The sequence below is a fragment of the Kineococcus siccus genome, from assembly GCF_009906795.1.
GTDB classification, from domain to species: domain Bacteria; phylum Actinomycetota; class Actinomycetes; order Actinomycetales; family Kineococcaceae; genus Kineococcus; species Kineococcus siccus.
This window is the reverse complement of the sequence record NZ_JAAALN010000025.1, coordinates 1-21100: the sequence shown is the minus strand read 5'-3', so window position 1 is coordinate 21100 and position 21100 is coordinate 1. Positions and strand designations below refer to the sequence as shown.

Annotated in this window: 21 protein-coding genes; 14 read left to right on the top strand and 7 right to left on the bottom strand. The window is 77.5% G+C overall.

The window, feature by feature from the left end; genetic code table 11:
* Positions 1 to 25: 25 nt before the first annotated feature.
* The 6 genes from GTR02_RS05355 to GTR02_RS05330 are packed head-to-tail and all read left to right on the top strand — an operon-like array spanning position 26 to position 5792.
* Positions 26 to 421: a MarR family winged helix-turn-helix transcriptional regulator gene (locus tag GTR02_RS05355; RefSeq protein ID WP_166606450.1), complete on the top strand. Its 396-nt coding sequence runs from the start codon at positions 26 to 28 to the stop codon at positions 419 to 421.
* A 29-nt stretch (positions 422 to 450) separates the two neighbouring features.
* Complete coding sequence (locus tag GTR02_RS24190; RefSeq protein WP_166606438.1) at positions 451 to 1980, top strand: CHAD domain-containing protein; 1530 nt, start codon at positions 451 to 453, stop codon at positions 1978 to 1980.
* 54 nt (positions 1981 to 2034) lie between these two features.
* Positions 2035 to 2643 carry a GNAT family N-acetyltransferase gene (locus GTR02_RS05345; RefSeq protein WP_166606437.1) on the top strand — a complete coding sequence of 203 codons (609 nt, stop codon included), beginning with the start codon at positions 2035 to 2037 and terminating at the stop codon, positions 2641 to 2643.
* Positions 2640 to 3413 carry an ABC transporter ATP-binding protein gene (locus GTR02_RS05340; RefSeq protein WP_338073598.1) on the top strand — a complete coding sequence of 258 codons (774 nt, stop codon included), beginning with the start codon at positions 2640 to 2642 and terminating at the stop codon, positions 3411 to 3413. Before GTR02_RS05345 ends, GTR02_RS05340 begins: the two co-directional genes overlap by 4 nt.
* Positions 3386 to 5020: a hypothetical protein gene (locus GTR02_RS05335; RefSeq protein ID WP_166606436.1), complete on the top strand. Its 1635-nt coding sequence runs from the start codon at positions 3386 to 3388 to the stop codon at positions 5018 to 5020. The genes GTR02_RS05340 and GTR02_RS05335 overlap by 28 nt, the downstream gene beginning before the upstream one ends.
* 28 nt (positions 5021 to 5048) lie before the next feature.
* Complete coding sequence (locus GTR02_RS05330) at positions 5049 to 5792, top strand: ABC transporter permease (RefSeq protein WP_166606435.1); 744 nt, start codon at positions 5049 to 5051, stop codon at positions 5790 to 5792.
* 88 nt (positions 5793 to 5880) lie between these two features.
* Here GTR02_RS05330 and GTR02_RS05325 read toward each other — a convergent pair whose 3' ends face one another.
* Both GTR02_RS05325 and GTR02_RS05320 read right to left on the bottom strand, forming a co-directional pair.
* Positions 5881 to 6084: a cold-shock protein gene (locus tag GTR02_RS05325; RefSeq protein WP_166606434.1), complete on the bottom strand. Its 204-nt coding sequence runs from the start codon at positions 6082 to 6084 to the stop codon at positions 5881 to 5883.
* Positions 6085 to 6339: 255 nt separating this feature from the next.
* Positions 6340 to 7551, bottom strand: a complete 1212-nt coding sequence (locus GTR02_RS05320) for a glycoside hydrolase family 15 protein (RefSeq protein WP_166606433.1) — start codon at positions 7549 to 7551, stop codon at positions 6340 to 6342.
* Between the two features lie 167 nt (positions 7552 to 7718).
* On the opposite strand from GTR02_RS05320, the gene GTR02_RS05315 reads away from it, so the two are divergent.
* Entirely contained in the window at positions 7719 to 8960 is a 1242-nt protein-coding gene (locus GTR02_RS05315; RefSeq protein WP_338073597.1) for an Nramp family divalent metal transporter, read from the top strand.
* On the opposite strand, the gene GTR02_RS05310 is transcribed toward GTR02_RS05315, so the two are convergent.
* A complete protein-coding gene (locus tag GTR02_RS05310) occupies positions 8950 to 9678 on the bottom strand; it encodes an ANTAR domain-containing protein (RefSeq protein WP_166606432.1) in 729 nt (242 codons plus the stop codon). The two genes, GTR02_RS05315 and GTR02_RS05310, sit on opposite strands and share 11 nt — an antisense overlap.
* Positions 9679 to 9849: 171 nt before the next feature.
* On the opposite strand from GTR02_RS05310, the gene GTR02_RS05305 reads away from it, so the two are divergent.
* Positions 9850 to 11361 carry a mannitol dehydrogenase family protein gene (locus GTR02_RS05305; RefSeq protein WP_166606431.1) on the top strand — a complete coding sequence of 504 codons (1512 nt, stop codon included), beginning with the start codon at positions 9850 to 9852 and terminating at the stop codon, positions 11359 to 11361.
* A 44-nt stretch (positions 11362 to 11405) separates the two neighbouring features.
* Positions 11406 to 12218 carry an HAD family hydrolase gene (locus GTR02_RS05300; RefSeq protein WP_166606447.1) on the top strand — a complete coding sequence of 271 codons (813 nt, stop codon included), beginning with the start codon at positions 11406 to 11408 and terminating at the stop codon, positions 12216 to 12218.
* 57 nt (positions 12219 to 12275) lie between these two features.
* Here GTR02_RS05300 and GTR02_RS05295 read toward each other — a convergent pair whose 3' ends face one another.
* Positions 12276 to 12968, bottom strand: coding sequence for a hemerythrin domain-containing protein (locus GTR02_RS05295; RefSeq protein ID WP_166606430.1), 693 nt, complete (start codon positions 12966 to 12968; stop codon positions 12276 to 12278).
* Positions 12969 to 13076: 108 nt separating this feature from the next.
* Between GTR02_RS05295 and GTR02_RS05290 the strand changes: the two genes are divergently transcribed.
* A complete protein-coding gene (locus GTR02_RS05290) occupies positions 13077 to 13991 on the top strand; it encodes a tetratricopeptide repeat protein (RefSeq protein WP_205708679.1) in 915 nt (304 codons plus the stop codon).
* 17 nt (positions 13992 to 14008) lie between these two features.
* Here GTR02_RS05290 and GTR02_RS24185 read toward each other — a convergent pair whose 3' ends face one another.
* Positions 14009 to 15679 (bottom strand): thiamine pyrophosphate-binding protein, encoded by a 1671-nt coding sequence (locus tag GTR02_RS24185; protein ID WP_166606429.1) that lies wholly within the window; start codon positions 15677 to 15679, stop codon positions 14009 to 14011.
* Positions 15680 to 15771: 92 nt separating this feature from the next.
* Here GTR02_RS24185 and GTR02_RS05280 point away from each other — a divergent pair, with 92 nt between their 5' ends.
* Positions 15772 to 16251: an Lrp/AsnC family transcriptional regulator gene (locus GTR02_RS05280; RefSeq protein ID WP_166606445.1), complete on the top strand. Its 480-nt coding sequence runs from the start codon at positions 15772 to 15774 to the stop codon at positions 16249 to 16251.
* Positions 16252 to 16283: 32 nt separating this feature from the next.
* Positions 16284 to 17585 (top strand): alpha/beta fold hydrolase, encoded by a 1302-nt coding sequence (locus GTR02_RS05275; RefSeq protein ID WP_166606428.1) that lies wholly within the window; start codon positions 16284 to 16286, stop codon positions 17583 to 17585.
* A 48-nt stretch (positions 17586 to 17633) separates the two neighbouring features.
* Here GTR02_RS05275 and GTR02_RS05270 read toward each other — a convergent pair whose 3' ends face one another.
* Together GTR02_RS05270 and GTR02_RS05265 are read right to left on the bottom strand one after the other, a co-directional pair.
* A complete protein-coding gene (locus GTR02_RS05270) occupies positions 17634 to 18269 on the bottom strand; it encodes a superoxide dismutase family protein (protein ID WP_166606427.1) in 636 nt (211 codons plus the stop codon).
* A gap of 73 nt (positions 18270 to 18342) precedes the next feature.
* On the bottom strand, positions 18343 to 19404 hold the full coding sequence (locus GTR02_RS05265) for an esterase-like activity of phytase family protein (RefSeq protein ID WP_166606426.1): 1062 nt from the start codon (positions 19402 to 19404) through the stop codon (positions 18343 to 18345).
* A 188-nt stretch (positions 19405 to 19592) separates the two neighbouring features.
* On the opposite strand from GTR02_RS05265, the gene GTR02_RS05260 reads away from it, so the two are divergent.
* Positions 19593 to 20366 carry an ATP-binding cassette domain-containing protein gene (locus GTR02_RS05260; RefSeq protein ID WP_166606425.1) on the top strand — a complete coding sequence of 258 codons (774 nt, stop codon included), beginning with the start codon at positions 19593 to 19595 and terminating at the stop codon, positions 20364 to 20366.
* Positions 20363 to 21100: ATP-binding cassette domain-containing protein (locus tag GTR02_RS05255; protein ID WP_166606424.1), on the top strand; the 738-nt coding region annotated here is incomplete at its 3' end. The genes GTR02_RS05260 and GTR02_RS05255, both read left to right, overlap by 4 nt.

Sequence of the window (21100 nt, the reverse complement as noted above, 5' to 3'; positions counted from 1 at the left end):
CCTCGAGCGGCAGGTCTGCTTCGCCATGGTCGTCGCGGCCCGCAGCGTCGTCGGCCTGTACCGGCCGGTCCTGGAGCCGCTGGGCCTGACGCACCCGCAGTACCTCGTCATGCTCGCGCTGTGGGGCGCCTCGCCCCTGTCGCTGCGCGAGCTGAGCGACACCCTGCAGCTGGACCCGCCCACCCTGTCGCCGCTGCTCAAGCGCCTCGAGGCCGCCGGTCTCGTCGAGCGCCGCCGCCTGCCCGAGGACCAGCGGTCGCTCGCGGTGACCCTGACCGCCGCGGGCCGGCAGCTGCGGGCCGCCGCCGAGCAGGTCCCCGCGCAGGTCGTCGCCCGGCTCGGCCTGGACGTCGCGGAGCTCGAGGCCGTGCGCGACGGCCTCACGGCCGTCATCGCGGCCGCCCGGGCCGCGGACGCCTGACCCCGCCTCCTCGTGGTACCAATCTGACCGTGCCTGCGCCGCGTCTCGCCCTCACCCGGACCTACCTCGCGCCGGCCCCGGGCACGGCTCCCGGCGGCGGTGAGCTGCCCGGCGTCGCCGACGTGGGCGCCAGCGCCGCGGTGCACAGCGAGGAGACCCACTACGACACCCCCGACCTCGCGCTCGCCGCGGCCGGGGTCTCGGTGCGCCGCCAGACCGGCGACGGCCCCCGCGGCTGGGTGCTCGAGCTGCCGGGCCGGGGACCCCGCCACCACGAGGTGCGCCACGCCCTCGGCCGCGCCGTGCGCACCGCACCCGCGGCGCTCCAGCGCCTCACCTGGGCGGCCGCGCGCGGGCGGACCCTCGGGCCCGTGCTCCAGCTGACGGCCGACGCCGGGCAGCGCGACCTCGTCGACGCCGACGGGCTCGTCGTCGCCCGGCTCACGACCCGCACCGTCGTGGCCCGACCGCTCACGCCGCCCGACTCGGCGGCCCAGGAGTGGGCCGAGTGGCAGGCCGAGGTCGTCGACGGCCGCCGCGAGCTGCTCGACGCGGTCGGTGCCGCGTGGGAGGCGCTCGGCGCGGAGGAGTCCGACCGCACCCAGCTGCTGCGCACCGTCCTCGACGACCCCACCGAGGACGACGACGACGTGCAGACCCCCGGCAGCGGGGGCGGCGCGGGCGCGCTGGTCCTCGGCCAGCTGGCCGACGACGTGTCCCGCCTCCTCGTCGCCGACCCCCTCGTGCGCATCGACGCCCCCGACGCCGTGCACGCGATGCACGTCGCGACCCGTCGGCTCGACAGCGTCCTGGCCACCTTCGGGCCGCTGTTCGAGGCGGAGCCGCGCGAGCACCTGCGCGCCGAGCTCGCCGCCCTGACCGCCGTGCTGGCCGCGGCCGACGACGTCGAGGTGCTCACCGAGCGGCTGCTGCCGGACCTCGACGAGGAGGCCGCCGGGCACGTCGCCGGTTCGGGCACGGGCGACCCGGCCGTCGTGGCCGAGCTGGTCCGCGCCGAGCTCGCGCGCCGGCACGCCGCTGCCCACGCGGAGGTGGTCACCGCCCTGGACGACGAGCGCTACCGCGCGCTCGTGGAGGCGCTCGAGGCCTTCGTGGCCGTCCCGCCGACCACCGCGGACGCCCGTCGCTCGGTCCGCAAGGTCCTGCTGCCGATCGTCGCCGACGCCCACAAGCGGGCCAAGGAGGCCTACCGCGACCTCGACCCGGACGGCGACGACACCGGCGAGGCCCTCGCGCGCCTCCGTCTCGCCGCCACCCGGGCCCGGGACGCGGCCGAGCTGCTCGAGCCGGCCCGCGGCGACGCGGCCGCCGACTACGCCGACGCGGTCAAGGAACTGCTGGACGTCCTCGGCGAGCACCGCGGGTCCGTCCTCGCGCGGGCGCTGCTCGGGGAGCTCGTGCCGGGCGCCGGAGCGGGGGCCTTCGTCCTGGGCCGTCTGCACGGCCTCGAGGAGGTCCGGGCCGCCGTGGCCCAGCACGACCTGGACGACGCCTGGAGCGTCGCCTCCGGCAAGAAGCTGCGCCGCTGGATGCGCTGAGCGCGGGGGAGCGGGCGCCGGGGAGCCGGGCGCAGGGGTCAGTAGGGTCGGAGGGTGTCGTCTGCGGAGTTCTCCCGGCCCGTGCCGCTCACCGGTGACCTCGTCGCGCTCGAACCGCTCGGCCCGCAGCACGTCGAGGGCCTGCGGGCGGTCGTCGCCGAGGACGACCTGTGGCGCACCTGGTACACGCGCGTCCCCGCTCCCGACGGGGTGGCGGCGGAGGTCGAGCGCCGGCTGGCGCTGCAGGCCGCGGGCGCCATGGCCCCCTGGGCGCTGCGGCGCCGGGACACGGGGGCGGTCTGCGGCGTGACGACGTTCATGGCGCCGGCCCCGGCCGACCGCCGGCTCGAGATCGGCTCCACGTGGCTCGCCCCGTCCGCGCAGGGCACGGGCGTCAACGCCGAGGCCAAGCTGCTGCTGCTCGGCCGGGCCTTCGACGACCTGGGCTGCATCGCCGTCGAGTTCCGCACCCACTGGCACAACCACCAGTCGCGCACCGCGATCGCCCGCCTGGGGGCCAAGCAGGACGGCGTCCTGCGCAACCACGTGGTCTGGCCGGACGGCTCGCTGCGCGACACCGTCGTGTTCTCCGTGCTCGACAGCGAGTGGCCGGCCGTCCGGTCCGGGTTGCAGCACCGCCTGCGGCGGCGGGGCGTGCGGTGAGCGCCGCGGCCGCGCTGTCGCTGCGCGGGCTGACCAAGCGGTTCGGCACCACCACGGCCGTCGACGCCCTCGACCTCGACGTGCCCGCGGGCTCCTTCTACGGCGTCGTCGGGCCCAACGGGGCCGGCAAGACCACGACGCTGTCGATGGCGACGGGCCTGCTGCGCCCGGACACCGGCCGCGCGATCGTGCTGGGCGAGGACCTGTGGGCGGACCCGGTGCGCGCCAAGCGCCGCCTCGGGGTGCTGCCCGACGGCGTCCGCCTCTTCGACCGCCTCTCGGGCCTGGAGCTGGTGCGCTACTCCGGGCTGCTGCGGGGCATGCCCCGCGACGTCGTCGAGCCGCGCGCGGTCGAGCTGCTCGACGCGCTGGGCCTCGCCGACGCGGGGGCCACGCTGGTCGTCGACTACTCGGCGGGCATGACGAAGAAGGTCGCGCTGGCCTGCGCGCTGGTCCACGCTCCGCGGCTGCTCGTGCTCGACGAGCCGTTCGAGGCCGTCGACCCCGTCAGCGGCGCGACGATCCGCGAGATCCTCACGGCCTACGTGGGCGGTGGCGGGACGGTGGTGCTGTCCAGCCACGTCATGGACCTCGTCGAGCGGCTGTGCGACCACGTCGCCGTCATCTCCGCCGGCCGGGTCCTCGCGGCCGGGCGGCTGGAGGACGTGCGCGCCGGCGTCGGCCTGGAGGAGCGCTTCGTCGACCTGGTCGGCGGGCACCGCGACATCACGGGGAGCCTCGCGTGGCTGCGGGCGTCCGGACCCGGCTGAGGGCGCCGCGGCCGGAGCTCGTCCTCGTCCGGCTCAAGCTCACCCTGCTGCGCAACGGCCTGCGGCGCAGCCCGTGGCAGGTGGTGGCGCTCGTGCTCGGCCTGGTCTGGGGGCTCGCGGTCGTCGCGGGTCTCGGGGCGGGGCTCGTCGCCCTGCGCTGGCAGCCCGTGAGCGTCGCGGGACCCGTCGTCGTGGGCGTCGGCAGCCTGGCCGTGCTCGGCTGGGCCCTGCTGCCGCTCGTCGCCTTCGGGGTCGACGAGACCCTGGACCCCTCCCGGTTCGCGACGTTCGCGGTCGAGCGCCGGCCGCTCGTCCTCGGCCTGCTGGGCGCCGGCGTGCTGGGCGTCCCCGGCGTCGCCACGCTGCTGCTCGCGCTCACGACCGCGGTCACGTGGTCGCGGTCGGTGCCCGCGGTCCTCGTCGCGCTGGTCGCCGGGGTCGTCGCGACCCTGACGTGCGTGGCGGCCTCGCGCGCCACCACCACGGCCGCCGCCGCCCTGCTGCGGGCCCGCCGCACGCGCGACGTCCTCGCGGTGGTGGGCGGGACGGCCGCGGTCGGGCTGGGGCCCGCGCTCAACGTGCTGGTCAACCGGGCCGGCGGCGCCGTCGAGGGCGCGCTCGACGTCGCCCGCTCCGCCGCGGTGGTCGCGGGCTGGACCCCGCTGGGCCTGGCCTGGGCCGCCCCCGCGGACGCCGCCCAGGGCCGGTGGGGCACGGCCGCCGCCCGGCTCGTGCTGGCCGTCGCGGTCCTGGGCCTGGTGCTGCTGGGATGGGCCGCGGCGCTGCGGCGCGCCGAGGCCCGGCCCGACACCCACGTCGGCGCCGCCGATCGCAGCGGGCGCGCGACCCTGCTGGACCGCCTCGTGCGGCGGCTGCCCGACCACCCCGCGGTCGCCGTCGCGCAGCGGTGCCTGCGGTACTGGCGGCGCGACCCCCGCTACCTGGTGAGCGCGGCGTCGCTCGCCGTCCTGCCGCTGCTGCTGGTCGTGCTGCCGCTGTCGCAGGGCAGCGCGGTGGGCCCCTGGCTGCTGGGCGCGGGGCCGCTGGCCGCCTTCGTGGCGGGCTGGTCCCTGCACAACGACGTGGCCTACGACCACTCGGCGTTCGCGGCGCACGTCGTGACCGGGCTGCGCGGGCGCGACGACCGCGCGGGCCGGGCGGCGGCCGCCGCCTGCTGGCAGCTGCCCGTCGTGGTCGTGCTGTGCCTGGCGGGGACGCTGGTCGACGACCGCGCGGACCTGCTGCCGGCCGTCCTCGGCGCCGCGATCGGCTGCTACGGGGCGGGTCTCGGCGTCTCGAGCGTGGCCAGCGCCCTGACGCCCTACGCGGCCCCCGCCCCCGGCGCCAACCCGTTCCAGACGCCCCGCGGCGCGGCGGCGGCCACGGTCGTCGCGCAGTTCGTGTCCTCGGCCGCCATCACGGTGCTCGCGCTGCCGGCCCTCGTCCCGGCGGTCGTGGCCGCCTTCGGGCCCACCTGGGTCGGCTGGATCGCGCTCGTCCTCGCGCTCCTCACGGCCCCGCTGTGGACGGTGCTGGGGATCCGGCGCGGCGGGGCGGTCCTGGACCGCCGCCTGCCGGAGGTGCTGGCCGCGGTCAGCCGCACGTGACGGGCCGGCCGACGCCGGTCCTGCGCCGGTGAGCGGCACCCTCCGGCTGGTCGTGGCGCTGGGCCTGCTGGTGCTCGTCGCCGCGGCGGTCGGGCGGGCGGCCGGGGTGCGGCAGGAGCGCGACGTGCTCGTCGTCACGGCGCGCGCCGTCGTCCAGATCGGCGTCGTGGGGCTGGTCCTCGGGCTGGTGCTGCGCACGCCCGTGCTCGCGCCCGCCTACCTGCTGCTGGCGCTGGGCGCGGCGTCCTGGACGGCCGCCCGGCGGCTGCGGCCCCTGCGGGCCTGGCCGGTCACGGCGGCGGCCATCGGCGCCGGCGCGGGCACCGCCTCGGCGGTCGTGGTCGGTGTCGGCGCCCTGCCCCTGCACGTGCTGCAGGTGCTGCCGTTCACGGCCCAGCTGATCGGGGGCTCGATGACGGCGGCCACGCTCGCGGGACGGCGGATGCTCGACGAGGTCGACGGCGGCTGGGACGCCGTCGAGGGGTGGCTCGCCCTCGGCGCCACGCCGCACCAGGCCGTGACCGGCGCGGGGCGCCTCGCGGCGGCGCGCGCCCTCGTCCCGGCGCTGGACCAGACGCGCACGGTCGGGATCGTGACGCTGCCCGGGGCCTTCGTCGGGCTGCTGCTGGGTGGGGCGTCGCCGCTCGAGGCGGCCCGCGTCCAGCTGCTCGTCCTCGTGGGCCTGCTCGCCGCCGAGACGATCGCCGCCGTCGTCACGACGCGGGGGATCGGGCGGCGACTGCGCACCCGGCCCGTTTGCGCGGGCGGGTGAGGACGCGGGCGGGTGACGACGCGGGCCCGGACGCACGGAGGGCCCCCGTCCTGGTGGACGGGGGCCCTCCGGCAGGTCTGGGGGTGGCTCAGAGAGCGATGACCTGGTCGGCCTGCGGGCCCTTCTGGCCCTGGGTCACCTCGAACTCGACGCGCTGGTTCTCCTCGAGCGACTTGTAGCCGTTGCCGGAGATCGCCGAGTAGTGGACGAAGACGTCGGGGCCTCCGCCGTCCTGCTCGATGAAGCCGTACCCCTTCTCGGAGTTGAACCACTTGACGGTGCCCTGAGCCATGCCTTCTCCATCAATTTCTCGGTCGTGCGAGACCCGCCCGTGCGGGTCCCGGGCTGAGTGGGAACGCCACTCCGCACCCAGCCGGGTGAAAGCGACGCCCGCAACACACTCCGCGGGCGTTGGGAGAACGTACGAGGAGCTGCGCTAGCTGCAGCCGAGGGGACGCTAACAACCACCGCTCCCGGTGCGCAAGAGGTGGAGACCGACGAACGTCTGGGTGGGGGTGGTGGCGGACTCCCGCGCGCCGCGGCGTCCTCAGCCGAGGGCGTCGACCGCGAGCACGACGCTCGCGGCGGTCCAGCCCAGCGGTGCCGGGCCCGCCGGCGCCCCGTCGGCGCGGACCTTCTCGGGCAGGCTGCCCCAGGCCGTGCGGTGCGCCGCGAGCCAGTCCAGCCAGCGCGCCGCGTCGGCGTCCTGGCCGCTGGCGGCGAGCGCGTAGGCGGTCAGCGCGGTCTCGGGCGTCCAGGACGTCCCGTCGGACTTCCAGCCCGCCCCCGGCGCCAGCCCGCCCGCGGGCCGCCGGGCCTCGGTCTCGTAGCGGCGCAGGGCGTCGAGGACCGCCGGGTCGACGGTGTCGGCGAAGGGCGGCAGCAGGAAGGTCACCGCGGCGTCGCGGCCGCCGCCGTCGGCGTAGCGCTGGTACCCGCCCGGGCCGAACTCCGCCCGCACGAGCCCCGCGAGCCGCTGCGCCGCCCGGCCGGTCTCGCGGCCCCGGGCCGCCTCGCCCGCGACCGGCCAGAGCTCCGCGGCGGCCCGCAGCCCGGCGAGCTCCGCGGCCGCGGAGCCCAGGGTCAGGTCGGCCTCGGGGCGCTCCCAGTAGTCGGAGGAGGGCTCGGGCAGCCGCCGGCCGTCCCGGCTGCGCTCCAGCAGGAAGTCCGTGGCGCCGTCGAGCAGGGGTTCCAGGGGCGCCAGCTCCGCGCGCGCGGTGGCGGCGTCCGGCGCGTCCGCGACGACCTCGCCCAGCGCCCACAGGGCCCAGCCCGCGCCGTCGGCCTGCCGGCGCCGGTCGTCGGGCGGGCCCGCGCCGTCCAGCCGGTAGCGGGCCTCGAAGCCGCCGTCGTCGAGCTGGACCTCGGCGAGGAAGCCCAGCGTGGCCAGCGCGTCGTCGCGGTGCCCCGTGGCGGACAGCGCGACGGCGGCGAAGGCGGAGTCCCGGGGCCAGGCGTAGCGCCAGATGCCGGCGGGGGCGGCCTCGACGGCGCCGTTGGCCTGGCTGAGGCCGCGCAGGTCGAGCAGCGCCTGGCGCACGGTGGGGCCCCACGGCCCGTCCGCGCCCGGGACCGTGCCCTGCGCGAGCCACGCCTCGTCGGACACGGCTCCCGCCGGCAGCGGCGGTCGCCACGAGGCGTCGGTCAGCAGGCGCAGCGGCGCGGCGGCCTCGGTGCGGTCGGGCAGGCCGGTCACCGTCGCCGTCACGGCCAGCACCGAGCCGAGCACGGCGGCGAGCACGGGCCAGCGGTGTCGCACACGCCCTCCTCGGCCCGGGCCGACGGCGCCGGCTGCCGTCGGACGCTAGCGCGCGCCGGCCCCGCCGGGGGGCGACTCCGGCGATCCGGCCCGGCGGTGGCCGCGTCGTCCGGAGCAATGCCGAACATCGGAGTTCGGCGCGCCGAACTTCGTGTCACGATGCCCTGGTGACGAGCACCGAGCGCGCCTTGCGGCCCACCCGGCCGCCCCGCGCCAGCTTCCTGCGCCTGCTCGGCCCGGCGTTCGTCGCGGCCATCGCCTACGTGGACCCCGGCAACGTCGCCGCGAACCTCACGGCCGGTGCGCGCTACGGCTACCTGCTGCTGTGGGTGCTGGTCGTCGCCAACGCGATGGCCGTCCTCGTGCAGTACCTGTCCGCGAAGCTCAGCGTCGTCACCGGCTCGACCCTGCCCGAGGTGCTGCGCGACCGGCTGGGCCGCAGGGCCCGGCTGGCCTACTGGGGCCAGGCGGAGCTCGTCGCCGCGGCCACCGACCTGGCCGAGGTGATCGGCGGCGCGGTCGCGCTCCAGCTGCTGTTCGGGACCCCGCTCGTCGTCGGGGGCGTCCTGGTGGGTGCCGTGTCGCTGGGGCTGCTGGCCCTGCAGTCGCACAACGGCGTGCGCCGCTTCGAGTTCGCGGTCGTCGCGCTGCTCGCGGTCATCGTCGTCGGCTTCGTCACCGGGGTCGTCTTCGCGCCGCCGGACCCGGCCGAGGCGGCCGCCGGACTCGTGCCCCGCTTCGCGGGCGCCGACACGGTGCTGCTCGCCGCCAGCATGCTGGGCGCGACCGTGATGCCGCACGCGATCTACCTGCACTCGGCGATCGCGCGCGACCACCACGGGCCCGTCGCCCCGGCCCAGCGCCGCCGCGTCCTGGCGGCCACCCGGGTCGACGTCGTCGCGGCCCTCGTCGTGGCTGGCCTCGTCAACATCTCGATGCTGCTGCTCGCGGCCTCCGCGCTGCGGGGCGTGGAGGGCACCGACACCCTCGAGGGCGCCCACGCCGCCGTCGTCGCCAACGTCGGCGTCGGGGTCGGCCTGCTGTTCGCCGTCGGCCTGCTGGCCTCGGGGCTCGCGTCGACCTCCGTGGGCGCCTACGCGGGGGCCGTCATCATGCAGGGCCTGCTCAAGGTGCACGTGCCCCTGCTCGTGCGCCGCGTCGTGACGCTGATCCCCGCGCTGCTGTGCCTCGGCCTGGGCGTCGACCCCACGCGCGCCCTCGTCATCAGCCAGGTCGTGCTGAGCTTCGGCATCCCCTTCGCGATCATCCCGCTCGTGCGCCTCACGGGCAGCCGGGCCCTCATGGGGGCCGACGCCAACGGCCGCGTCGTCAGCGCCCTCGCGGTCCTCGCCGTCGTCGCGGTCGTCACCCTCAACGTCGCGCTCATCGTCCTGACGATCAGCGGGTGAGCTGCCCCGTCGTGGCCGCGGCCACGAGGTCCGCCGCCACGTCGCGCAGCTTGCGGTTGGCGTTCTGCGAGGTCCGTGACAGCTGGCGGAACGCCTCGTCGGCGTCGCAGCCGTGCAGGGCCATGACGATGCCCTTGGCCTGCTCGATGACGGCGCGCGACTCCATCGCGGTGCGCAGGTGCTCGGCCTCCGCGACGGCCTCGGCGTGCAGCGCGGCGTTGGCCACGGCGGCCGAGGCGACGTCGGCGAACTCCTCCGTGAGCCGCACGGTCTCCTCCGCCAGGGGCCGGCCGTCGGTGCAGTAGACGTTCACGCCGCCCATGACGTGCTGGGTCGTCAGCCCGCTCGAGACGCTGCTCGTGACGCCGTGGCGGCGGGCGACGGCGGCGTAGTCCGGGTAGAGCTGGTCGGGGGCCGCGGTGTCGCCGACGCTGACGCTGATCCCGCTCTGGGCCGCGTCCACGCACGGGCCGAAGCCGTCGTCGTACTGACGCTCGTCCAGCGCCACGGCCAGGCGGCCCGTGAACGCCACGCTGGTCCCGCGCCCGCCGCGGCCGAGCAGCGTCACGGAGACCTCGTCCGCCTGGGGGATGTGCCGCAGCCCCTCGTCGGCGACGCGGCGCAGCACCTCGTCCAGGGGGTGGTCGCCGACCACGAACCGGGAGAGCTCGGCGGGCACGCCGGGGGCGGTCCCGCGCGCTGACGACTGCTCGGTCATCGCGTGTTCCTGTCGTCGGGGGGAGGGCGCCGTGGTGCGACGGACCCGTTTGCGTCGTCGTCCGGCGGGTACCCGGCGGAGCGCGGTCGAAACACCTGGCCGCGCACCCGGTCCCGAGGACCGGTGCGAGCACGGGGCTCACTCCCCACGGCACCCCCAGGACGCGAACCCTTGAGCAGCTCCCCCGACGCGGCGCCCGCCGCCGTCCCCCTGACGCCCGACCGGCTGGACGACCTGCACCCCGCCGTCGACGTCCCCGCCTACGACCGGGACGCCCTCGTGCCCGCGGTCGTCCACATCGGGGTCGGCGGCTTCCACCGCGCCCACCAGGCCGTGTACTTCGACGACCTCGCCCGCAGCGGCCGCTCCACCGAGTGGGGTGTGGTCGGGGTCGGGCTGCACAGCCCGCGGATGCGTGACGCGCTGGCCGGCCAGGACAACCTCTACGCCGTCGTCGAGCGGGGCCCCGAGACCGACCAGGTGCACGTGGTCGGGGTCCTCACGGACTACCACTACGCGCCGGACGACCCGGGTGCGGTGCTCGACCGCCTCGCCGACCCGCGGACCCGCCTGGTCACCCTGACCATCACGGGGACCAGCTACCCGCAGGGCGAGCCCGACCGCGACGACCCCGACGTGGTCGCGGACGTCGAGACGCCGTCGACGCCCGGGACGGCGTTCGGGTTCCTCGTCGAGGCGCTGGCGCGCCGGCGGGCGGCGGGGGTCGGGCCGTTCACCGTCCTGTCCTGCGACAACGTGCAGCACAACGGAGACGTGGCGCGGGCGGCCGTGCTCGCGACGGCCCGGCTGCGCGACGCCGGCCTCGCGGAGTGGATCGCGGAGCACGTCGCGTTCCCCAGCAGCATGGTCGACCGCATCACGCCCGAGACCACGCCCGGGGAGCGCGAGGCGATCGCCCGCGAGCACGGCCTGGACGACACGTGGCCCGTCATCACCGAACCCTTCTCGCAGTGGATCGTCGAGGACTGCTTCTGCGCGGGCCGGCCCCCGCTGGAGGAGGTCGGGGTGCAGTTCGTCGACAACGTCACGCCGTACGAGGTCATGAAGACCCGGCTGCTCAACGGCTCGCACTGCGCCCTGGCCTACCTCGGGCACCTGGCGGGGTTCCGCACGACCGACGAGGCGATGGCCGACCCGCGCATGCGGGGGTTCGTCGAGGGCTACCTCGAGGAGGTCGCCGCGCTGCTCCTCGCGGTGCCCGGCATCGACCTCGCGGCCTACCGCGCGACGCTCGTCGAGCGGTTCTCCAACGCCCGGCTCAGCGACGGACTGGACCGCCTCGCCCGCCGGGGCAGCACGAAGGTCCCGAGCTACGTCCTGCCCAGCCTGCAGCAGGCGCTGGACCAGGACCGCCCCCGTGGCCACGTGGTGCTCGCGACGGCGGCGTGGCTGCGCTACCTGCGGGGCACCGACTACGCCGGTGCGCCCATCGAGATCGCCGACGCGGAGGCGGACCGGCTGTCGCAGCTGGCGCGGGCCGGCGGCACGGACCCGCACCCCTTCCTCGAGGGGAGCGGGCTGTTCGGCACCCTGGGCGACAGCGCCCGCCTCGCGGCGGAGCTGACCGCTGCGCTGCAGGCGCTCGAAGAAGGCCCGCTCGAGGCCGCCGAGCGGCTGCGTGCGCCCGACGTGCTGACGCAGGCGGAGGGGACGGCGGCGTGAGCGCACCCTCCCGGACGACCACCTCGTCGACGGACGTCGAGCAGGTGCGGGCCGCGCTGGACGCCGTGACGTGCGTCCTGTGCGACGCCGACGGGAACCTCTTCCCGTCCGAGGAACCCGCCTTCGTCGCCTCCACCGACGTGACCAACCGGTTCCTCGCCGAGCACGGCGTCGAGCGCCGCTACACCGCCGAGGAGCTGCGGCTGGCCACGACCGGCCTGAACTTCCGGTCCACCGCCATCGCCCTCGCGGTGGAGCACGGCGTCGGCGTCGCGGACGACGTGCGCCCGGCCGGGGCGGCCGCCGCCCCGGCCGGCTCCGCCCCGGTGCTGGACGCGGCCGCGCTGCAGGCGTGGGTCGAGGCGGAGGCCGCGGCCGTCACCGCGCACCTGCGCACGGCGCTGCGCCCCGACCCCGACGTCCTGGAACCGCTCACGGCGATCGGCCGGGCCTACGACGTGGCCGCGGTCAGCTCCAGCGCCGACGGCCGGATCGCCGCGTGCTTCGAGGTGACGGGCCTGGCGGGGTTCTTCCCGCCCGAGCGCCGGTTCAGCGCGGAGGACTCGCTGCCCCGCCCGACGAGCAAGCCGGACCCCGCGATCTACCGGTTCGCGGGCGAGCGGCTCGACATCGGCCCCGGGCGGGCCGTCGCCGTGGAGGACTCCGTGCCCGGCGCGACGTCCGCCGTGCGGGCCGGCTGGCCCACCATCGGCAACCTGCAGTTCGTCCCCGCGGACGAGCGCGCCGAGCGCGAGGCCGCGCTGCAGGCGGTGGGGGTCCTCACCGTCGTCTCCTCGTGGTGGGACGTGCTGGACCTGCTGCCGCGCACGGCGCCGGCAGCCCCCGCGGCGGGCTGACGGCCGACCCGCCCGGCCGCGCCGGTCCGTCTGCGTCGCAGGCGGACCGGCCCGGGTTCACCGTCGGCGTGCTGCGCGGACTCCCGCCACGACGAGCCCCGCGCCCGCGGCCAGGGCCACCGTCCGGACGCGGGAACCCCGCGGCAGGGCGTGGTCGACGCCGTCCTTGACGCGGTCGCTGACGGCCAGCGGGATCCCCGTGAGCACGTTGCCGGGGGGCGTGCGGGGGATCTTCGGGTGCGGCCGCGTGGGCGACGTCCGCCGCTGCACCTCCCACGCGTTGCCGATGGCGCGCAGCTGCGCGGGGCTCGCGACCCGCTGCAGCCGGGGGAGGAGCTCGTCCTCCTCGTCGTGCGCGTCGTGCCGGATCACGGCGAACGCCTCCCGCACCTGCGCGTCGTACCCGGGCGCGTGCGGGTCCGCCGTCTGCAGCGCCTCGAGCAGCTCGTTGATGCGCTGGTGGTCGCCCTGGATGTGGGCGGTCAGGTCGGCGTCCTCCGGGAGGTGCCGGCGGTAGGCGGGGAACAGCACCGTCTCCTCCGCGAAGGCGTGCCGCAGCGCGCGTTCGGCGAGCTCGGCGACGACGCGGCCGCGCGCGGCCGCGTCGGGTTCGGCGTCGTAGGCGGTCATGAGGGCGTCGAGGTCGGCGTGGTCGCGGCTCTGCCGGGACAGGATGCTGCGCCGGCCACCGCGCTGCGCCTCGGACTGCTCGGCGACGGACACGAGCTGTTCGCGGGAGGGGAGCGACATGCGAGCTGGCTACCCGTCGCAGCCGTGCTCATGCGCGCGCCGCCCGCCCGCACCGGCGGCGGGGGGAGAAGCCGTGCGCGGCCCTCGGCGGAGTGGCAGGCTCCGCGCGTGACCGACGAGCTGGGGCAGCGGCTGAGGGCCGCGTGGGCGTCCGGTTCCGCCGACGCGCTGGTCGACGTCGGCTGCGACCTGGCCGACGAGGGCCGCCAGGAGGAGGCGGAGGAGTGCTTCCGCCGGGCGATCGCCCTGGGCGAGGACTGGGTGTGGTTCAACGTCGGCAACACCGTGCGCGAGCTCGGCCGCCCCGAGGAGGCGGTCGAGGCGTACCGGCGCGCGCTGGCGGCCGGCGAGACCGACGCGTGGCTGAACCTCGGCGCGGTCCTGGAGGACCTCGGCGACCTCGACGGGGCCGTGGACGCCTACACCCGCGCCGGGGAGGAGGCCCGCGACCCCGAGGGCTTCCTGCGGCTCGCGGAGCTGCGGCGCGAGCAGGGACGGCCGGAGGCCGCCGAGGCCGCCGCGGACCGGGCCGCCGCGGCCGGGCACCTGCCCGCCGTGGGCCTGCTGGCGTCGTGGCGCTGGCAGCGCACGGGTGACGTCGCGCTCGAACCACTGCTGCGGCAGGGGGCGGCCGTCTGCGGTGCGGCGCGGGCGGACCTGGCCCAGCTCCTGCTGCGCACGGGCCGCCGCCCGCAGGCGCGGGCCGAGCTGGAGCGCGGCGCGAAGCTCGGCCAGCGCGAGTGCTGGCTGCCGCTGGGCAACCTGTTCGCGGGGGACGACCTCCTCGCGGGTGGGGAGCGGGACGACCCCGCGTCCGGGGACGTCGACCTCGCCGCCGCGGAGGACGCCTACCGCGCGGGCATCGCCGCGGGGGACACCCACTGCCACCACAACCTCGGGGTCCTGCTGCTGCAGCGCGGTGAGGCGGCGGGCGCGGAGGAGGAGTTCCGCGCGGGTGCGGTCGCGGGCGACGCGTTGGCCGAGCGCGCCCTGCGCCGGTTGCGGGGGCCCGAGGCGGGCTGACTCGGGCTGGAGCGGGTTCAGCCCGCCGTCGCGGCGTTCCGCTCGGCGAGGGCGCGCAGCAGCGGTGGCGCGTCGAAGGCGCCGAGGGCGACCTCGATCAGGACGAGGGAACCGCGGTCCTCCGCGGCGTCCTTCAGCGCCTGCGCGAGCTCCGCCGCCGTCGCGACGGCGTGGTGGGTCAGCGCCGGCCCGACGAGGGCGGCCGCGATCCCGTGCCAGTCCCAGGGCGTCACGTCGTTGTAGCCCGCGGTGGGGCTCTGCAGCGCGCGCTCGATCGTGTAGCCGCGGTTGTCCAGCAGGACCACGACCGGGCGCAGGCCGGCCGCGGCGATGCTGCCCAGGTCCTGCACGGTCATCTGCGCGGCCCCGTCGCCCGTGAACAGCACGGGGCGGCGCACCGGGTCCGCGAGGCCCTGGCCGAGCACCGCGGGCAGCGCGTACCCGATGGAGTTCCAGACGGGCTGGCCGACGAACACCGTGTCCGCGGGCAGCCGCAGCCCGGCCGCTCCCCAGAACGACGTGCCGGTGTCGGCGAGCACGGCCGTCCCCGCGGGCAGCCAGTCCTGCACGACCGACCAGAAGGCCTGCTGCGTCAGCGGTCCCACGCCCAGCTCGACGGGCGCGGGGACGGGCCGCGGGGCCGCCGGGGCGGGGACCGGCCGCCGCGTGCGGGGGAGTTCCGCGGCCAGGACGCTCACCGCGTCGGTCAGCGCCACCTCGTGCGCGGGCCCGTCCCCGACCGCGGCGGTGGTGGCCGTGAGCCGGACCGTGCGCGCGTCGGCGGGCCGGTGGGTGAAGAACCCCGACAGCACGTCGGTGAAGGTCACCCCGAGGTGCACGACGGCGTCGGAGGCCTCGACCAGCGCGGCCGCGGCCGGGTCGACCATCGTGCCCGCGTACGTCCCAGCGGCCAGCGGGTGGTCCTCGTCGAGGCAGCCCTTCGCGGACAGCATCGTCACGAACGGCACGCCCGCGGCCTCGGCCATGGCCCGGACGGCGCCCGCGAGCCCGAACCGGTCGACCAGGTGACCGACCACCAGGACGGGGCGCCGCGCGTCGGCGAGCAGGGCCGCGAGGTCGGCCGCGAACGCCGCGACCGCCGCCGGGCCGGTCGCGGCCGCGAGCGGCGTGGCCAGGCGGGCCGCGTCCACCGGGAGGCCGGCGAGGTCCGCGGGCACGCTCAGGTAAGCGGGGCGGCGGTGGACGAGGGCCGCGAGGACGACGGCGTCGACCTGCTCGGCGGCGCGCTCGCGCGTGAGCGTCTCCTGCGCGACGGTGACCTGCGCGGCGGCCTGCGAGAACCGGTCGAAGACGCCGTCGGCCAGCGTGTGGTGCAGCAGCACCCCGCGCGCGACCGCCGTCGTCGCGGGCGAGCCCACGACGTGCAGCACGGGCACGTCCTCGGCCGCGCTGCCCGCCACGGCGTTGAGGCAGCTGAGCTCCCCGACGCCGTACGTCGTCACGAGCGCGGCCAGCCCGCGGCGGCGGGCGTACGCGTCGGCGGCGTACCCGGCCCCCAGCTCGTTCGGCGAGTGCACCCACGTCAGCCCCTCGACCTGCGCGAGCCCGTCGAGCAGCGTGAGGTTGAAGTCGCCCGGCACCCCGAACAGGTGCCCGACCCCGGCCTGCAGCAGGCGGCGGCCGAGGTACTCGGCGAGGGGGACGGTCGGGGTCGCGGGAGTCGGCACCCGGTCAGCCTCGGCGCGCGCACCACCCTGCGCAACAGACCGCGGCGAGGCTGCGCACGGTGCGCAGCCGAGGCCGGTCGTGAGGCGGCAGACTGGGCACCGTGCCGCCCCTGGACGCGACCGACGCCCGGATCCTCCTCGCCCTCGACGCCGACCCGGACGCCACCGTGCTGGCGCTCGCGGGCACGCTCGGGCTGGCCCGCAACACCGTGCACGCGCGGCTGCGCCGGCTGCGGGAGTCCGGCGCGCTCGGCCCGCCCAGCCGCCGCGTCGACCCGGTCGCCCTGGGCTACCCGCTGCTCGCCCTGGTCACCCTGTCCATCAGCCAGGCGCAGTCGGCGGCGACGACGGCCGGGATCGCCGCGATCCCCGAGGTCGTCGAGGTGCTCGCTACGACGGGCGACGGGGACCTGCTGGCGCGCGTCGTCGCGCGGGACACGCGCGACCTGCACCGCGTCGGCAACCTCGTCCTCGCGGTGCCGGGCGTCCTGCGCTCCAGCACGGTCATCGTGCTGGAGGAGGTGCTGCCCGCCACGGTGGCCCCGCTGCTGCGCCGCGCGTCCCGGGGCTGAGCGGCGGGCCGTCCGGACGGCAGACTCGTCGCGTGCACACCGAGACCCACCGCATCGACGGCCACACCGTCCACGCCCACGTCGTCGAGGTCCCGCTCGACCACGCCTCGCCCGACCACGCCTCGCCCGACCACACCGGGCCCGGGGACGCCCGTCTCGAGGTGTTCGCGCGCGAGTACGTCCGCGACGGCGGCGAGGACCGGCCGCGGCTGGTGTTCCTGCAGGGCGGGCCGGGGCACCGCTCACCCCGTCCGGACCTCGTGGGCGGCTGGCTGGACCGCGCGCTGCAGGACTACCGCGTCGTGCTCCTCGACCAGCGCGGCACCGGGCTGTCCTCGCCCGCGAACCTGCAGACCCTCGCGGGCCTGACGCCGCAGGAGCAGGCGGAGCACCTGCGGCACTTCCGGGCGGACGGGATCGTGGCCGACGCGGAGGTGCTGCGCGCCGCGCTCGGCGGGGAGCAGTGGTCGCTGCTGGGGCAGAGCTTCGGCGGTTTCGTCGCGACGTGCTACCTGTCCCGCGCGGCCGCCGGTCTGCGCGAGGTGTTCGTCACCGCGGGCCTGCCGGGGCTGCGGACCACGGCCGACGACGTCTACCGCGCCACCTACCGGCAGACGGCGCAGCGCAACGAGGAGTTCTTCGCCCGCTACCCGGGCGACGACGCCGTCGCGCGGGCGGTCGCGGCGCACCTCGACGGGGAGGTCGAGCGGCTGCCGACGGGCGAGCGGCTGTCCTCGCGGCGGTTCCGGCAGTTGGGCACCCACCTGGGCGCCACGTCCCGCTTCGACGCCCTGCACCTGCTGCTCGAGCAGCCGTTCACGACCGTGCGCGGCACCCGGCGGCTGCGGGAGGAGTTCCTGCTCGACGTCGCCCCGGTCCTGTCGTTCGCCGGCGCCCCGCTGTACGCGGTGCTGCACGAGGCGATCTACGCGCAGGGGGCGGCGACGAACTGGTCGGCGCACCGCGTCCGGGCGGAGTTCGCGGAGTTCGCCCTCGACGCGCCCGGGGAGTTCCGGTTCACGGGCGAGCACGTCTACCCCTGGCAGTTCGACGAGGACCCGGCCCTGGTGCCGCTGCGCGAGGCCGCCGGCCTCCTCGCCGCGCGCAGCGACTGGCCCGACCTCTACGACCCCGAGGTGCTCGCGCACAACGAGGTCCCGGTGGCCGCCGCGGTCTACCCCGACGACCTCTTCGTGCCGTACGAGTTCTCGCGCGCGACGGCCCGCGCCGTGCGCGGCGCCCGGACCCTCGTCACGAACGAGTACCACCACGACGGGTTGCGGGTGGACGGCTACGCGCTGCTGGACCGCCTGATCGCCCTGCGCCGGCGCTGAGGACGGTCAGGACGGGCTGACCACGACGGGCGGATGAGGACGGGACGGTCAGAACGGGACGGTCAGGCAGGCCAGCCGACCGCCGGCGGTCCCGGCCGTGCCGGGGTCGGTGGCCGTCGCCATCTCGTGGATCACGAGGGACTGACCGCGGCGATCGTCCGCGAACCGCCACGGCACGGTCGCGGTGGCGTACCCGGCACCCCGCGCGCCCACCGCGACGTCGAGCCACACCTCGTTCTCGGGGTTCGCGTACGCGGGGTCGGTGCTCGGCTGCACCGGGTCCGGCACGTGCTGGAAGTGCGGGCCGGCGGCGGCACCGGTCGCCCCGCAGGCGGCGGCGTGCACGTGCGCGCCGTAGGTGCGGCCGGGCTGCAGGCCGCTGACCGCCAGCACGAACGTCGTGCCCGTCGTGCGCGGCAGTTCCACGACGGCGATCCGGGCGCCCGGCGGCACGGCGGGGGAGTAGCTGACGGCGCGCGGCGGCGCGGCCGCGTCCCAGGCGGCCACCGTCGCGGCGACGGCCACGACGTCACCGCGGCCCGGGCCGGCCGGGGCGGCCGCTGCGCCGCCCGCGGAGGCGACGACCGTCCCGGCCGCCAGCGCCGGGGCGAGGGCGGCGACGGCGAGCACGTGGGCCCGGCGGCGGGGGGTGCGTCGGGCGGTGACGTCGGTGCTGCGAGCCATGGGGAGGGTTCCTTCGCTGTCGGCGCCTGTGCGCGCAGAGTAAGCACACGCCGACGCGACCCGCGAGACGGGTTCAGCGGGTGGTGGGCAGCGTCACGTCGAGGTCGTACAGCCGCGTCGTCTGGGTGGGCCGCTGGTTGTCGTCGCTCACGAGGGACACGCGCAGCCGGCGCTCACCCCGCGCCGATCGGACGACCATGCCCTCGACGTTGTCCAGCAACGGGTTCAGCTGCGGCTGCTCGGCGGTCGCGCCGAGCGGCGGGCACGTGACGAGGTCGGCGAGGAGGGTCTTCGGCACGATCTGCGCGGCGTCCGCCGCGAGCTCACCGACCGCCGCGACGTCCGGCGCCGCGGCCGGGTCGACGACGTAGAGCCGGACGGTGTTGCCGACCTGGTCGAGGAACCCGCGCTCCAGGACGAGCAGCCGCCCGTCGGGCGTGGCCGCCACCTCGGGCACGCCGAGGCCCGGGTCGGCCGCGTACGCCAGCTGCGGGCCCAGCCGGAACGGGGCGCCGACGCCGTCGCGCCGCCAGGTCTGGAACCGCAGCACGCCCGTCGCGTCGCCCGCGAGCGCGCCCTCGCCGGCCGCGGTCAGGGTGCGGCCGTCGGCGGACAGCGCCAGCCCCTCGAACGACTGGTTCGCCGGGGCGCGGCCCGCGGGGGCGGTGCGCAGCGCGGCCGGGACGTCGGGGGCGCCGGGCAGCAACCGCCCGTCCGGGGCGACGTGCAGCACCTGCGGCCCCGTCTCCGAGGACACCCACAGGCTCCCGTCGCGGTCGGCGGCCAGGCCCTCGCTGTCCAGCTCGGCCCCGGCGGCGTCGCGCAGCGGGACGGCGGCCACGACGTCGTGGCGGGCGTCGAGGGTGAAGAGCACCGAGCGGTCGGACAGCGCGAACAGGCGGCCCGACCCCGCGGGGGCGAGCGCGGACAGCCCCGCGACGTCCTGGCCCCGGAAGGTCGTCTCGTCGAGCCGGTCGTCGAACCCGCGCAGGGCGACCGCCGCCGAGCAGCGGGCCGGGCCGCCGGTCGCGGCGGGTCCGCTGGCCGCCGCGGGCGTGCTCGCGACGCCGGTGGCCGCGGTGGCGCCGAGGACGGCGACGAGGGCGAGGGCCGTGGTGGTGCGCCGGGGGTTCACGCGCCGACCGTAGGACGCCCCGCCCGGGCGCACCCCGAACCCCGGGCGAACCGTGGGGGAACTCCGTCACCGCGGTGGCGGTGGTGAGGGTGCGGCCAGGGCGGCCGCGCACCGACCGACTGAGTGATAACGACTCCCATGACCGCTAGGGTGGCGGCGACGACGGCCCGCGACCACGAGGAGGCGCCGTGACCCTGCTCGACGTGCGCGGCCTGCGGGTCGAGGCGGCCGGGACCACCCTCGTCGACGGCGTCGACCTCGCGGTCGCAGCGGGCCGCCGGACGGCCGTCCTCGGCCCGTCCGGCTCCGGCAAGTCGCTCACCGCGCTGGCGGTGCTGGGCCTGCTGCCGCCGGCGCTGCGGGCCCGCGGGAGCGTCCGGCTCGACGGGGTGGAGGTGCTGGCGAGGCCGTCGGCGCGCCGGCCCGCCCGGCTGCGCCCGGGTGCGGTCCGGCAGGACTCCTCCGGTGCGCTGCACCCCCTGCTGCCCGTCGGCCGGCAGCTCGCCCTCGGGCGCCGCGACCCGCGCGGGCGGACCCGCGCCGCGGTGCTGCAGACGCTGCGCACGCTCGGGTTCACCGACCCGGCCGCGATCGCCGCGGCCCTGCCCTCGGAGCTGTCGGGCGGCCAGCGGCAGCGGGCCTGCCTCGCCATGGCGCTGGCCGCACCGTCGGCCCTGCTCGTCGCCGACGAGCCCACCACGGCGCTCGACGTCGTCACCCAGGCCGGGGTCGTCGACCTGCTGCGCACCCACACGTCGCCCGCGACGGGGCGCTCGCTGCTGTTCGTCACCCACGACATCGCGGTGGCCGCAGCCCTGTGCGACGAGGTCGTCGTCCTCGACGAGGGCCGCGTGGTCGAGCGCGGGGGCTTCGCGGCCGTGCTGCGGGCCCCGCGCGCCGAGCGCACGCGCGCCCTCGTGGCCGCGGCCCGCGCCGTCGCCGGTCCCCGGGTCCCCGCGTGAGCCTCCTGCACGGCACCGGCCTCACCCGCCGCGTCCTGCGCGGCGTCGACCTCGACGTCGCCGCCGGGGAGCGCGTCGGCCTGCTCGGCGCCTCCGGAGCCGGCAAGACCACGCTGGTCCGGGCCCTGCTGGCGCTCGAACCGCTGGAGGCGGGGGGCATCACGTGCGACGGCCGCGCCGTGCGGCGGGCGCCCGCCCGGCGGCTGCGCTGGTACCGCCGGCTCGTGCAGCACGTGCCGCAGGACCCGGCCACGACGCTCGACCCCCGGGTGGCGGTCCGCGACCTCGTGCGGCTGCCGGTCCGGCGGCTCGGCACCGCGCAGGAGCGCCGCTGCGCCCACGACCTCGTCGAGGCGGCGCTGGACGCCGTGGGCCTGCCCGCCGACCGGCGCGACGCGCGGCCGCGGGAGCTGTCCGGCGGTCAGGCGCAACGCGTGGCGCTCGCCCGGGCCCTCGTGCTGCGCCCGCGGCTGCTGCTCGCCGACGAACCGGTCAGCGGCCTCGACCTGCCGCTGCGCGCGCTCGTGCTCGACACCCTGCGGACCGTGTCGCAGCAGCACGGCACGGCGCTGCTGCTCGTCTCCCACGACGTCGCCGCCGTCGCCGCCCTGTGCGAGCGCACCCTCGTGCTCGACGACGGCCGCGTCGTGGAGGACCGCCCGACGCACGAGCTGCTCACCGACCCGCACCACCCCGTCACGCGCGCCCTCGCGGCCGCCGTGCCCGTCCTGCCC

Excerpts from the sequence above, each read along its gene's own strand:
- GTR02_RS05355 (WP_166606450.1), top strand. The coding sequence starts at position 26 with ATGGTCGTCGCGGCCCGCAGCGTCGTCGGCCTGTACCGGCCGGTCCTG.
- GTR02_RS05325 (WP_166606434.1), bottom strand. The coding sequence starts at position 6,084 with ATGGCTCAGGGCACCGTCAAGTGGTTCAACTCCGAGAAGGGGTACGGC.
- GTR02_RS05310 (WP_166606432.1), bottom strand. The coding sequence starts at position 9,678 with ATGACCGAGCAGTCGTCAGCGCGCGGGACCGCCCCCGGCGTGCCCGCC.
- GTR02_RS05295 (WP_166606430.1), bottom strand. The coding sequence starts at position 12,968 with ATGTCGCTCCCCTCCCGCGAACAGCTCGTGTCCGTCGCCGAGCAGTCC.
- GTR02_RS05270 (WP_166606427.1), bottom strand. The coding sequence starts at position 18,269 with ATGGCTCGCAGCACCGACGTCACCGCCCGACGCACCCCCCGCCGCCGG.